Origin of the sequence: Pseudomonas sp. St386, assembly GCF_018325865.1 — a bacterium.
GTDB classification, from domain to species: domain Bacteria; phylum Pseudomonadota; class Gammaproteobacteria; order Pseudomonadales; family Pseudomonadaceae; genus Aquipseudomonas; species Aquipseudomonas brassicacearum.
Genome location: NZ_AP021900.1, coordinates 2694316 through 2706382, shown reverse-complemented (window position 1 = coordinate 2706382; position 12067 = coordinate 2694316). Strand labels below are relative to the sequence as shown.

The following is a 12067-nucleotide window of genomic DNA, read 5'->3' as shown; positions in this document are numbered from 1 at the left end:
CTACACCTCACTCATGGCATGACATCGCCGGAATTCGGGCCTAGGGTCTGGCCAACAAACAGGTTGCCACCCGGCTCGCTGGCCAGCAGCACGGCGGTGGGCGCCACTTCATCCGCCAGGCCGAAACGGCCGAGGGGCAACTCGGCGGCCTTGGCGCGCTTCCAGTCGTCGCTGATCCCGACGACCAATGGCGTTTCAATTGGCCCCGGAGCGATGGCATTGACCAGCACGTTGTCCTTGGCGACTTCCAGCGCCAGGGACTTGGTGAAGCCGATCACCCCGGCCTTGGCCGCGGCATAATGGGTGAGTTCGGCGCCGCCCTTGATGCCCAGTTGCGAGGCCACGTTGATGATCCGCCCCCAACGCTGAGCGAGCATATGCGGCAAGGCACGCTGGCTGGCCACGAATACGCTAGTGAGGTCGACGCGCAGCATGTCGTTCCACATCTCGATGGAAAGGTCGACGCAGCGTGCCTGGGTGAGCATGCCAGCGTTATTGACCAGAATGTCGATGCCGCCGAAATGTTCGACGCAGCGGTCGACACTGGCCTGGGCACCTTCGACGGTGCCCACATCGGCGAGGCACTCCACCACTTCGGCGCCGAGGTTGCGGCAGGTGATAGCGGTTTCGGCGAGGCTGACGGCGTTGCGGTCGGCCAGCAACAGGCGCGCGCCTTCTGCCGCATAGGCACGGGCGATGGCGGCACCGATACCGCTACCGGCGCCGGTGATCACGGCGCGGCGATTAGTCAGTTGGGGCATGTAAACAATCTCCCGAAAAAAACACAGTTCCAATGTGGGAGCGAGCAAGTCCGCTCCCACACTTTTGATCCAGTACAGTCAGTCAGGCCAGCGTACGGTCAGGCCGCCATCAATCACGATGCTCTGCCCGGTCAGGTAACTCGATGCATCACTGGTCAAGAACTGCACCAATGAAGCCACTTCATCCGCGCGCCCTACCCGCCCCAACGGAATCGCCCTCGCCGCTTTCGCCAAGCCTTCCGGTCCGAGGGAGTTCTTCGCATCCAGTGACTGCGGCGTCTCGATCAACCCCGGGATGACCGCATTGCAACGAATGCCCTTGGCCGCCAGCTCCACCGCCAGCGAACGACACAACCCTGGCACACCTGCCTTGGCCGCTGCGTAATGGCTGTGCTCTTGCCAGCCATACACGCCACCGGCAATCGACGAAATCGCCACCAGCGCGCCGCCTTCGCCCATATGCCGAGTCGCCGCGCGAAAGGTGCGCATCACCCCCGTCAGGTCGACGTTGAGCATCTCGTCCCACAGCGCATCGGTCATTTCCAGCAACGGCGCACGGCGCAGCAAACCGGCGTTGGCGACGGCGTAATCCAGCCGGCCGAAATGCTCCACGGCCTGTGCGGCCAAGGCGTCCACAGAAGCGGTATCGCCCACGTCCAGCGGCAGCATCAGGCACTCGCCACCGGCTTCTTCCACCAACGCCACCGTGGTCTGCGGGTCATGGGGATCGGCCGGGTAATACCCGCCGACGACCGCCACACCAGTGCGCGCATAGACCACGGCGAGGGCTTGACCGATGCCGCTGGCGGCACCGGTAATCAAGGCAACTTTACGGCTCATCAAAAACTCCTTACTGAACGGTTTCCGGACGCACATGGCGTGCGGCAAACATCAGGGCACCGGACAAGAAGCATGGCACCGCGCCGAACCACAGTGCGGCGGTCTGCCAGTCACTGCCGGCAGACAACACCTGGGTGGCGCCAAACCCTGCGACCACCGCGCCAATCGGACCCATGGCATGAATGATCGCGCCACCAGTGGCACGGATGCTGGTAGGGAAACTTTCACTGATAAAGAACAGCGCCGCCGAGTACGGCCCGATCAGAAAGAACAGGCCCAGGCTGTACAGCCCGACCACCATCGGCATGTTGCTCGGGCCGAACAGCATCCCGGCAAACGACAGGCCACCGAGCATCCAGCCCAGGCCGATCACATTGCGGCGGCCAATCTTGTCGCCCATCCAGCCGTGGCTGAGGTAGCCGCAGTAACCCACCAGGTTCGACAGCACGAGGATGATCAACGAGTTCTCGAACGAGATGTGGTGCACGCTGACGATCACCGAGGTGCCCAACACGCTGAACACCTGGATCGCCGCCCAGTTGAGCAACAGCGCAGCGCCGATCACCAAGGTGGCGCGACGGGCCGGGCCACGGAACGCGGCTTTGAGGCCTGCCTTGCTGTGTTCGTCGTAGTCGACGCCGTAGGTCACGGCGACGTTCTGCGCCTCGGTCACCGCGCCGTTTTTACGCAGCTCAGTGATGCGCTGGTGGATCTGAAACTGCGGGCTCTCCTTGAGCTTGCGCGCCATGATCGCAATCACCACCGCCGGAATCGCGGCGAAGATGAAGCAGCCCTGCCAACCGATAATCGGCAGCAACAACGCGGTCAAGCCCGCCGCGATCAACGCACCGACCGGCCAGCCACCCTGCACCAGGCTGTAGATAAAGCCGCGGCGTTTGGTCAGCCGCGGGTCTTCCGAGGCGCCATACAACTCGGTCAAATAGGTGGCATTGACGGTTTCTTCGGCATAGCCCAGGCCGCCCAACGAACGGATCAGAATCAGCGGCGACTTGCCCCACGCCCCGCCAATCGCGGTCAGCGCCGAGCACAGTGCGGAACCGGCCACCGTGAAGATAATCCCTTTGCGTCTCCCCAGTTTGTCGACGATCGGCCCGATGGCCAACGCGACAACCGCGGTACCGACTGCCACCCAGGTCGCGATTTCAGCTTGCTCCACTTCGCCCCAACCAAAGTGCCGGCCGATCTCGGGCAGCAAGGTGCCGAACAGGATGAAGTCATACACCGCAAACACCCAGGCGAAGAAGGCGATCCAGGTGGCGAAGCGTACTTCCTGGGACGTCAACTGCCGGGGTTTCCAACCAGTCAGGTCAAGCTTGTTGTAGATAGACATGAATCGCGCCTCGGAGAATGGGTGGGTGTCAGGTACGCGGTTGGCGGCGGATAAAGTCGTCGGCGATTTCGTCGAAAGTGACGAAGCGCACGCCGGCATGGCTCTGGATATGTTCGATCAGACGCTCAAGCATCAGCAGCACTTGCGGGCGACCGGATACATCGGGGTGGATGGTCATGGTGAACACCGCGTATTCGTGTTCGCGGTAGACCCAGTCGAATTGGTCGCGCCACATTTCCTCGAGGTGGCGCGGGTTGACGAAACCGTGACTGTTGGGGGCCTTTTTGATGAACATCATCGGCGGCAAATCGTCGAGGTACCAGTTGGCCGGAATCTCCACCAGATCGGTTTCTTCGCCGCGCACCAGGGGTTTCATCCAGGTGTCGGGGTGCTGGCTGTAGTCGATCTTGGTCCAGCTGTCGCCCTTGCGCACGTAGTAGGGATGGAAGTCGTTGTGCATCAGGCTATGGTCGTATTTGATGCCTTTTTTCAGCAGCAGCTCGTTGGTGACTTTGCTGAACTCCCACCACGGCGCGACGTAGCCAGTGGGGCGTTTGCCGGTGACTTGGGTGATCAGCTCGATGGATTTATCGAGCACGATTTCTTCTTGCTCGGCGGTCATGGCAATCGGGTTTTCATGGCTGTAGCCGTGCACGCCGATTTCGTGGCCGGCGTCGGCCACGGCCTTCATCTGTTCGGGGAAGGTTTCCATCGAATGCCCGGGGATAAACCAGGTGGTGCGCAGGCCGTAACGCTCGAACAACTTGAGCAAGCGCGGGGCGCCAATTTCGCCGGCGAACAGACCGCGGGAAATATCGTCGGGCGAATCCTCACCACCATATGAGCCCAGCCAGCCTGCCACGGCGTCTACGTCGACGCCGAAGGCGCACAGAATTTCTTTAGCCATCGTTGTTCTCCTGCAGTTTTATCAAATCAGTCGTGGGATGTTTCAGGGCTGGCGCAACGCGGCTTCCACTGCCAGCGCCGCGCGCAACAATCGAAAGTCTTCGCCCGCAGGCGCGCTAATCAACATGCCGGTGGGCAAACCGAGCGCATCGCGGCCGCTCGGCAGTGACACACCCGGCAGATCCAGCAAACTGCCGGGCATGGTCAGGCGCAACGTAGCGAGATTGGTATGCACGAAAAGCTCGTCATCGGCTTCCAGTGGCGACAGAGGTGGCGCTACATGGGCTACGCTTGGTGTGATCAAAAACGCCCCATCCAGCTCATCGGTCATTTGTTGCTGCAGCCGGTTGCGCGCGCTGTGGAGGTTGATCAACTGGCTGGCGGGAAATGCACGTGCGGCTTCCAGACGGCGTCGCACGCGGGGGTCGAGTCGGGTGGCGGCATCGCTGTCGAGCAGAGGCTGATGCAGGGCGAAAGCCTCAGGGGCGCCGAGCCAGCCTTGCTGCTCGATAAGCTGAAGCGTCGCTTGAAAGGCTGGCGAAGGCCGCAGGTCAATCAGCGCACCGTGATCTTTCAATACGCTCAAGCAGTTCAGCAGGTTGTCACGTACCGCAGGTTCTACACGTGCATCATCAAGGACCGCCTGGTCGACCCAAAAACGCCGCCCTGCCAAACTGTGAGGGATGAGTGATGTCGACTTGGTGCGCCCGCACAGGATGTCATCGATAGCCAAGGCATCACGCACGCTACGTGTCAGAGGCCCGACACTGTCGAGGGTATGCGCGAGCGGGAAGACGCCTTCGCGGCTGTAGCGCCTGCAACTGCTGCGAAACCCCACCAGCCCATTGAAGGCCGCTGGAATTCGGATTGACCCAGCGGTATCCGTGCCCATGGCAATCGGTACGATTCCCGCCGCGACCGCGACCGCTGAGCCTGAGGACGAGCCGCCCGGAATGCGTGGCTGGTCCAGCCCGACTGGATTGTGCGGCGTTCCAAAATGGGGATTGAGTCCAAGGCCTGAGTAAGCGAACTCGCTTAGGTTTGTTTTCCCGACGCTGACCATTCCGGCTTTCGCCAGTAGGCCTACGACATTAGCGTCAAGCAGCGCTGGCGTAATGTCGCGGCGCACGGCAGCGCCTGCGGTCGTTGGACTGCCTGCGACGTCGAACATGTCTTTCCAAGCAACGGGGACGCCGTCCAGTGCGCTTGCCGGCTGTCCGGCCTTCCAGCGTGCGGCCGATGAGTGGGCTTCGCGAAAGGCACGCGCCGAACAGAGAGAGATGAACACGTCATCGACTGCCGCCACCCTGGCCAGCGTTTCTTCCAACGCCTTGACCGGGTCGCTGCTGCCCGAGGCGAATGCGTCCGCCATCGCCAATGCATCGGCTTCAAACGGTAATTGAGGAATGGTGTAGGACATCTGATCCACCAAAAACGTATTCATTATTAAAATGTACGTTTTAAAGAGCAGATAGCGTGCCAGAATGAGCGATGAAGGAATGTCAGGGCGCTCACCTGAGCAAGCAGCCTGCAGCTAGCACACGGGCTAGACACCTTTCCAAGCGGGTGGATATTTCAATTTTGCGAAGCCTTTCATGCATGATCAGCCAACAACACCAATAATGTACTAATTAAAAAATATCCGTTTTGGTGCAGATCAGTAACAACGGCCCAACGAACGCGCACAAATGACGTGGTCCACGGTGACAACAGACTTGTGCGAGAATCTGCCCCCGCCTTTCGAGAAGCGTATGAGATCGATGACCGCCGAGGATTACCGCACTGCATCGCGCTACGCCATGATCCGCCAGGTCCTGCGTGACGCCATCGTGAATGGAGAGGTGGCTCAAGGACTCGTCCTGCTCGAAGCACCTCTGGCCGAACTGTTCGGAACCAGCCGCGTACCGGTACGCAAAGCATTGGACCTGCTGCACAAGGAAGGCTTGATCAGTCGATTCGACGGCCGCGGTTATCTGGTCAACCCGAAGGGGGTTGAAGTGGAGCCACTGCGGCTGGCCGTTACCCACAAGCAACTCGGCCTTGATAGCAGCGAAGAACTGGTCGATACCCGGCCGCTGGGCGAGCGGATGTTCGACGAGATTGGCTCGGCTTTATCGACCTGTATTGCTTTCGGGCACTATCGGCTCGACGAGCAAAAGGCCGCCGAGCATTACGGCGTCAGTCGGGCGGTGATACGCGAGGCATTGATGCGTCTGCGTGACCGCGGCCTGGTGGAAAAGGAACCCTACTCCCAGTGGCTGGCCGGCCCGCTCACCGCCAGGGAGGTCACCGAAGACTACGAGTTGCGCGCCTGCCTTGAACCTGAGGCGTTACGCCAGAGCGCACCAGGACTTAGCCGGGAGACCCTTGAAGCGATGCTGGCTCGGGTTAAAGAGGCACAGAGCAACCCACATTGCAGCCTCGCATGCATCGAGCAACTTGAAGAAGACCTGCATTACCACTGCCTCGCCGGAATAAACAATCGCAAGATCGCAACACTGATCCGACAGGCCCAGAGCCCGAGGATCATCAGTCGGATTTTTTACAGTCAGTTGGGCCTCGGTCCCGACGAAGCCATGCTGGCCGAGCACCGCCTGATTCTAGAGCTGCTATTGCATGGCGCATTCGACGCCGCTGCGCTGAACCTCAAGGAACACCTCCACCGCGCCCGCCAACGCATGTTGCAGCGGTTGAAGGTTCTGTCAGTGCTCCCTGAGCAACAAGTGCCGGCGTATCTGACCAGACTGAGCTGAAAGCAGGTTCGGCGCGTACCGTTTCATTTCCATGGCCGTTCCCACCTGCCACACCATTGGCAATAGCAGCAGCAATACAAGCACCTCGTTAACACCCGGAGCCGGCAGGCGCTGTGCGGCGTGGAGGATGAACCTGTACACCCGGTTCGTCAGTTTGGGATGAATTGTTTTTTATCAGCATCATCAAGTACTCCGGATCGGTCCGCCCTGTGCCCTTCCAAGTTCAGCGCCTTGTCGCCATCCCCTTTACGTTACGTCAGGACATTGGAAGTGCCCTACGGCATTTGCGCATCGCGTCATGCGGCTTCAGAGGGCCCCTTTGATCCGCTCATACTCCAAGTCCCAAAACTGAGGAACACTGGCAATGATCTCCGCGACAGAAATAGCACGGGAAAAACCTCGATAGACAACTGACTGATTGTTAATAGAAGAGCTAGTCTCTTCGATGGTAACAACGGTTTTTTTCAATCAAGAACAAGCCTATATCCAAAAGAGCGATTCGAACCAAAACAGCTTGAAAAATAAATGCAACTCATTGTTATAAAAGAATTTTTTATAGAGCTGCGCTCATTTTTTTCAAATACCGGCCGATGGCCTCCTCAAGGAATCAAGGAACAGTCGGAATGAGAAATAATCAGCCAGTTACGCAGCGTGAAATTTCACTCGCGCCTCAACAGAAACTCATCTCGACAACCAATGAGCGAGGCGTTATCACGTACTGCAACGACGCCTTCGTGGAGATCAGTGGGTTTGATAGAGCCGATCTAATTGGCGCCCCGCAAAATATCGTCCGCCATCCTGACGTCCCCCCTGCCGTATTTGCCCATATGTGGGGTGCGCTCAAGCAAGGCCGCCCATGGATGGGTATCGTCAAGAACCGTTCCAGGAACGGCGATCACTACTGGGTCAACGCCTACGTCACACCAATATTTGAAGGCAGTCAGGTGGTGGGCTTTGAATCGGTGAGAATCAAACCGACGACTGATCAGATTCGTCGAGCTGAGTCCCTGTATAAGCGCATCAGCCAGGGAAAACCAGCCGTCCCCCGCCAAGATGCTTGGCAAGCGTCCCTGCTGGATTGCTTGCCGTTCTTAGCCATGGGGCTGGCAGGCACCATGGGCGGCTTGTTCTTCAGCACGCCCATTGCGATTGCCGTAGCCGTAGGCATCGCCGTGCCGATCGGCCTGCTCTCTTCACGCTGGCAGATGCGAGGAACTTTGCGCCTGCTGCAGATGGCAGAGCCCTCTACCTCCGACTTACTGATCGCTCAGATGTACAGCGATGCGCGCGGACCACAAGCGCGCCTGGAAACCGCCTTCGTCAGCCAGACTTCGCGCCTGAAGACTTGCCTGACGCGCCTGCAAGACACCGCCGAGCAACTCAGCAAACTGGCGGAACAATCCGATGTACTTGCCACGGACAGCTCGAAAGGGCTGGATCGTCAGCGCGTCGAAACCGAACAGGTGTCTGCCGCGGTTAACCAGATGGCCGCGACCACGCAGGAAGTCGCCAGCCACGTCCAGCGCACGGCTGACGCTACTCAACAAGCTAACCTGCTGACCAATCGCGGCCGCGATGTGGCCCGAGACACCCGAGAGGCGATCGAGCGCCTCTCCGCCGCGGTCGGCGAGACAGGCCTGACCGTTGCACAGCTGGCCAAAGACAGCAATGAAATAGGAACAGTCGTTGACGTGATCAAAGGAATCGCCGACCAGACCAATCTGCTGGCATTAAATGCCGCCATCGAAGCAGCGCGCGCCGGTGACATGGGCAGGGGTTTCGCCGTCGTGGCCGATGAGGTTCGCCAACTGGCCCAACGCACCTCGCAATCCACCACCCAGATCCATGATCTGATCACCAAGCTCCAGGCGTCGTCCAACAACGCCGTGCAGACCATGGAGAGCGGTCATCGTCAGGCCCAGGAAGGCGTGACCTGGGTACTGGAGGCAGACAAGGCATTGGTGGGCATCAGCGAAGCGGTCTCCCACATCACCGAGATGACCACCCAGATTGCCGCGGCCACTGAAGAGCAAACTGCCGTCGCCGAGGAAATCAGCCGAAACATTACGACCATTGCCCACTTGGCCGATAAAACCTCGGAACAGGCGCACCAATCGGCAGATCTGAATAAGGAACTGACCAGGACCGCGTCCACGCAGTACTCATTGGTCGAGCGGTTCAACCGTTAACCGATCTTCTTCATGGAGAAGCACGCCTTACGCGGGCTTTTGAGGGCCGGTTATTTCGCTCCCGCAACGTGCTTTTCACGAAATATTTACAGTACGAAGCACAGATTGAACAGACAAAAGGATTTGACCCCATACAGAGAGCCCGTCATGCGCGGGCTTTTTGTTGTCAGACATTCCAGCTGCCAAGCTCGCCACTTCTCGAATGGAGTCGATGAACATGCATGCAAGGTGATCCCGGTTTTCAGCGCCCTGTTTAAATTCAATGGCCTACGGCGGGATGATACCAATCTGCCTGTACATTTTTTGAGCACCCGTTAAAACGCTCTGCCTACCTGGCCTCAGCGCAGTTATCCACAGACATACTCACGGATTTCTTGGATAACTGGATGGGATCGTGAAGGACTCCTGCCGTATCGAGCCTATGGATTCGATGCCCCGTATTTCGCGAGCTACAAACCCACTTTCAATGCGCCGACATTTTCAACGGATCAAGTCCGGTGTATGACCACATCCAGCCCTTCCGCCTGGTCTGGTGCACGAAAGTAGCTCGTGATCAGATCGAATTCAGCATCAGTGGCTGCGAAGTCATGCTCGGCACGCGCATTCCTGTGGTGCAGCCTGCGACGGCAGGTGTCATCTTCAACTTCGATGTAGTGAACACGGTGAGGGACTTTCGCAGTGTCAGCCAGGCTGCGTAGCCAATGACGATCTGCTGGGGTGTTGGCAGGAAAATCGAGGCACATCAACCCAAGTCAAAGCATCCAGCCGGGAGATGACCGACCTCGGGCCTTGCATACAAATATCCCTGCATCAGCTCGATTCCCATGCCCAGAAGCGTCGAGCTTTCTTCACGAGTCTCGACACCTTCGGCGATGACCAGGATATCCAAGCGCCTGGCAACCAGGATGATGCCTTCGACAATCGCTTGTTTGACCGAGTCTTGATCGATGCCTCGGGTCAGTGCCATGTCAATCTTCAGCACCTGCGGCTGGAACATGGCCAGCAGATTAAGGCCCGAATAGCCCGCGCCAAAATCGTCGACGGCGGTAATGAAACCTTGGCGCTCGTACTCCACGAAAATCGATTTGAGGTGCTCGGGGTCCACCACCTTCTCGCCTTCGGTCACTTCGAACATGAGCCTTTCCGGCGGAAAATGGGTCAGGCGCGCCGCTTCCAGGGTGGCCCGGATACACGTCTCTGGTCGATATACGGCGTTGGGCAGGAAATTAATGCTCAGCAGGCAATCGGGAATCTCCAGCAGGCCCAGCCTTGCGGCCTCCTCGATGGCTTTCACCCGGCAGGCCTGGTCGAATCGGTAGCGGTTGCTGTCGTTCACGAGCCCCAGGATGTAGCCAGCCGACTCGCCATTGACGCCTCTGACCAACGCCTCATAAGCATACGCAGCGCGTGTCCGGACGTTGAAAATAGGCTGGAAGGCCATGGTGAAATCAAACCCCAATGCCTCGTGGTTGCGGCATTCGGCGCAGCCAAGCGATTGGAACGGAGGGTGTTTCGTCATGATCAATATTCCGTGGCGGTCGTGATACATTCCTGCGGTTACAAGGAACTGTAGCCGACACCACCTGAGTCGGCGCGGGCCGAAGTTTCTGAAACACTATCGGCCGGCCCCCCCACCGCTCACCTTGATCGGTGCGACATGTATCAGGCACTGCTGATCTCAAATGCTCAATGCAGCTTAACGGTAAGGACACATACACATGAGCGCGCGAAAAATTTTAGTCACAGGTGCGGCGGGTCGGATTGGCACTGCTTTTTGGACCGCGCAAGCCGACAGATTGGATTTGCGCCTCGCTGATATCGATGTACGGAAATTTCCGAAACCAGCGCAAAGTTTCTCTCTTGATGTCAGGGATCAGTCAAGCTGCCTTGAGGCCTGCGAAGGCATCGACACCGTGATTCATCTGGCTGCTGACCCGAGTCCAGACGCTAACTTCATGACTTCCCTCCTGCCTGTAAATATTGTTGGCACCTACAACATGCTGTTCGCCGCGAAGGCACAAGGTTGCAGGCGGTTCATATTTGCGAGCAGTGCCCAAGCCATTGAGGGTTACCCAAAGGACGTCCAGGTACATGAACACATGTCGCCCAGGCCAGGAAATCTTTATGGGGTCAGCAAAGCATTTGGGGAGGCTCTCGCATCGATGTATGCAAACGATGGTCAAATGACGACCATTGCAGTCCGCATTGCAAACGTAGCCGAGTTTCAGCCTGGAGAGACCCACAGCCACAGAGATGTAGCTGCGTTTATCAGCGAGAGGGATGTCGTAGCGTTACTTAGAAGTTGCGTGGATGCGGAGCTGAACGGGTTCCATGTGGTTCATGGCGTATCAGACAATAGATACAAGCGCCTTTCCATTGATAAGACCCGTGAAGTGGTTGGTTACGCACCCATTGACGACGGATTCGAGATTTTAGAGGGACATGCCCTCCCCTGATTGGTTGGCTGGCTGAAAAGCACAACGCCTCAAAGCGGGATGATCTCAACACTCGCGGTCATGCCTGCGGCCAATTCAACGCCTGCTGGCACCCTATCGATATGGATACGAACCGGGATCCGCTGCGCAAGACGCACCCAGGTAAATGTCGCCGCCACATTTGGCAGGCCGAGATGACCTGGCGAATCGTTACTGTTCTCGATCCCGCGACCGATGCTTTCGACATGCCCCGACACAGGCTGATCAAAGCCCATCAGCATGATCCGCGCCGGTTTGCCGACGTGGACCTGCCGGATCTTCGTCTCTTCAAAATAACCAGTGACCCAGAAGCTCGCCGCGTCGAGGACAGCAACCGTTGCCGAACCGGCCGTCGCATAGTCGCCGGGACGCAACCTCAGGTTAGTGACATAGCCATCGACCGGCGAGCGGATAGTAGAGCGGGCGAGATTGAGTTTGGCGAGGTCCAGAGCCGCCAGCGCTGCTTGATAGGTGGCGCCCGCCACCGCAGCCGCACCTCCTGTTTGCTGAACATCTTCTTGGGACACGATATCGCGGAGTTGGCCGCGCCGCCGCGCCGCCGCCTGGCGAACGAGCCTATCCTGACGCTTGGCTTCGACGTCGGCTTCGGCCGCCGCCAATGCGAGTCGATACCGCTGCGGGTCGATCACATAAAGAATGTCACCCCGATGGACATACTGGTTATCAACGATCGGGACGGCACTGACAGTACCGGAGACTTCCGGTGCGATTTGCACGACATCCGCGCTCACTCGCCCGTCGCGAGTCCAGGGCGTTCGCTCGTGATGGTTCC

The 12067-nt window shown here is 58.6% G+C and carries 10 protein-coding genes and 1 pseudogene; 3 read left to right on the top strand and 8 right to left on the bottom strand.

Annotated elements, in window-relative coordinates:
- Positions 1-11: 11 nt before the first annotated feature.
- The 5 genes from KI235_RS12005 to KI235_RS11985 form a co-directional block, all read right to left on the bottom strand.
- The gene (locus KI235_RS12005) at positions 12-761 is read right to left on the bottom strand and encodes an SDR family NAD(P)-dependent oxidoreductase (RefSeq protein ID WP_003200468.1); all 750 of its coding nucleotides are present in this window, start codon (positions 759-761) and stop codon (positions 12-14) included.
- Positions 762-839: 78 nt separating this feature from the next.
- Positions 840-1601: an SDR family NAD(P)-dependent oxidoreductase gene (locus KI235_RS12000; protein WP_003200466.1), complete on the bottom strand. Its 762-nt coding sequence runs from the start codon at positions 1599-1601 to the stop codon at positions 840-842.
- Between the two features lie 10 nt (positions 1602-1611).
- Positions 1612-2952: an MFS transporter gene (locus tag KI235_RS11995; protein WP_003200464.1), complete on the bottom strand. Its 1341-nt coding sequence runs from the start codon at positions 2950-2952 to the stop codon at positions 1612-1614.
- A gap of 28 nt (positions 2953-2980) precedes the next feature.
- Positions 2981-3859, bottom strand: coding sequence for a polysaccharide deacetylase (locus KI235_RS11990; protein WP_003200462.1), 879 nt, complete (start codon positions 3857-3859; stop codon positions 2981-2983).
- A 42-nt stretch (positions 3860-3901) separates the two neighbouring features.
- Positions 3902-5278 (bottom strand): amidase, encoded by a 1377-nt coding sequence (locus tag KI235_RS11985; protein WP_212795759.1) that lies wholly within the window; start codon positions 5276-5278, stop codon positions 3902-3904.
- A 331-nt stretch (positions 5279-5609) separates the two neighbouring features.
- Between KI235_RS11985 and KI235_RS11980 the strand changes: the two genes are divergently transcribed.
- Positions 5610-6611: a GntR family transcriptional regulator gene (locus KI235_RS11980; protein ID WP_027912428.1), complete on the top strand. Its 1002-nt coding sequence runs from the start codon at positions 5610-5612 to the stop codon at positions 6609-6611.
- Between the two features lie 623 nt (positions 6612-7234).
- Positions 7235-8800 carry a PAS domain-containing methyl-accepting chemotaxis protein gene (locus tag KI235_RS11975; RefSeq protein ID WP_028236584.1) on the top strand — a complete coding sequence of 522 codons (1566 nt, stop codon included), beginning with the start codon at positions 7235-7237 and terminating at the stop codon, positions 8798-8800.
- Positions 8801-9288: 488 nt separating this feature from the next.
- Here KI235_RS11975 and KI235_RS11970 read toward each other — a convergent pair.
- Positions 9289-9543 (bottom strand): annotated as a pseudogene (locus KI235_RS11970) (AAA family ATPase); the annotation flags it as partial.
- Entirely contained in the window at positions 9543-10319 is a 777-nt protein-coding gene (locus tag KI235_RS11965) for an EAL domain-containing protein (RefSeq protein ID WP_013692936.1), read from the bottom strand. The gene KI235_RS11965 and the pseudogene KI235_RS11970, both read right to left, overlap by 1 nt.
- A 199-nt stretch (positions 10320-10518) precedes the next feature.
- Here KI235_RS11965 and KI235_RS11960 point away from each other — a divergent pair, with 199 nt between their 5' ends.
- Complete coding sequence (locus KI235_RS11960) at positions 10519-11256, top strand: NAD(P)-dependent oxidoreductase (RefSeq protein ID WP_003200451.1); 738 nt, start codon at positions 10519-10521, stop codon at positions 11254-11256.
- A 29-nt stretch (positions 11257-11285) separates the two neighbouring features.
- On the opposite strand, the gene KI235_RS11955 is transcribed toward KI235_RS11960, so the two are convergent.
- Entirely contained in the window at positions 11286-12011 is a 726-nt protein-coding gene (locus KI235_RS11955) for an HlyD family secretion protein (protein WP_244864298.1), read from the bottom strand.
- Positions 12012-12067 lie beyond the last annotated feature (56 nt).

What these genes read in the sequence shown, in the direction of transcription:
- KI235_RS12005 (WP_003200468.1), bottom strand. Translation starts at nt 761, where the DNA reads ATGCCCCAACTGACTAATCGCCGCGCCGTGATCACCGGCGCCGGTAGC.
- KI235_RS12000 (WP_003200466.1), bottom strand. Translation starts at nt 1,601, where the DNA reads ATGAGCCGTAAAGTTGCCTTGATTACCGGTGCCGCCAGCGGCATCGGT.
- KI235_RS11995 (WP_003200464.1), bottom strand. Translation starts at nt 2,952, where the DNA reads ATGTCTATCTACAACAAGCTTGACCTGACTGGTTGGAAACCCCGGCAG.
- KI235_RS11990 (WP_003200462.1), bottom strand. Translation starts at nt 3,859, where the DNA reads ATGGCTAAAGAAATTCTGTGCGCCTTCGGCGTCGACGTAGACGCCGTG.
- KI235_RS11985 (WP_212795759.1), bottom strand. Translation starts at nt 5,278, where the DNA reads ATGTCCTACACCATTCCTCAATTACCGTTTGAAGCCGATGCATTGGCG.
- KI235_RS11980 (WP_027912428.1), top strand. Translation starts at nt 5,610, where the DNA reads ATGAGATCGATGACCGCCGAGGATTACCGCACTGCATCGCGCTACGCC.
- KI235_RS11975 (WP_028236584.1), top strand. Translation starts at nt 7,235, where the DNA reads ATGAGAAATAATCAGCCAGTTACGCAGCGTGAAATTTCACTCGCGCCT.
- KI235_RS11965 (WP_013692936.1), bottom strand. Translation starts at nt 10,319, where the DNA reads ATGACGAAACACCCTCCGTTCCAATCGCTTGGCTGCGCCGAATGCCGC.
- KI235_RS11960 (WP_003200451.1), top strand. Translation starts at nt 10,519, where the DNA reads ATGAGCGCGCGAAAAATTTTAGTCACAGGTGCGGCGGGTCGGATTGGC.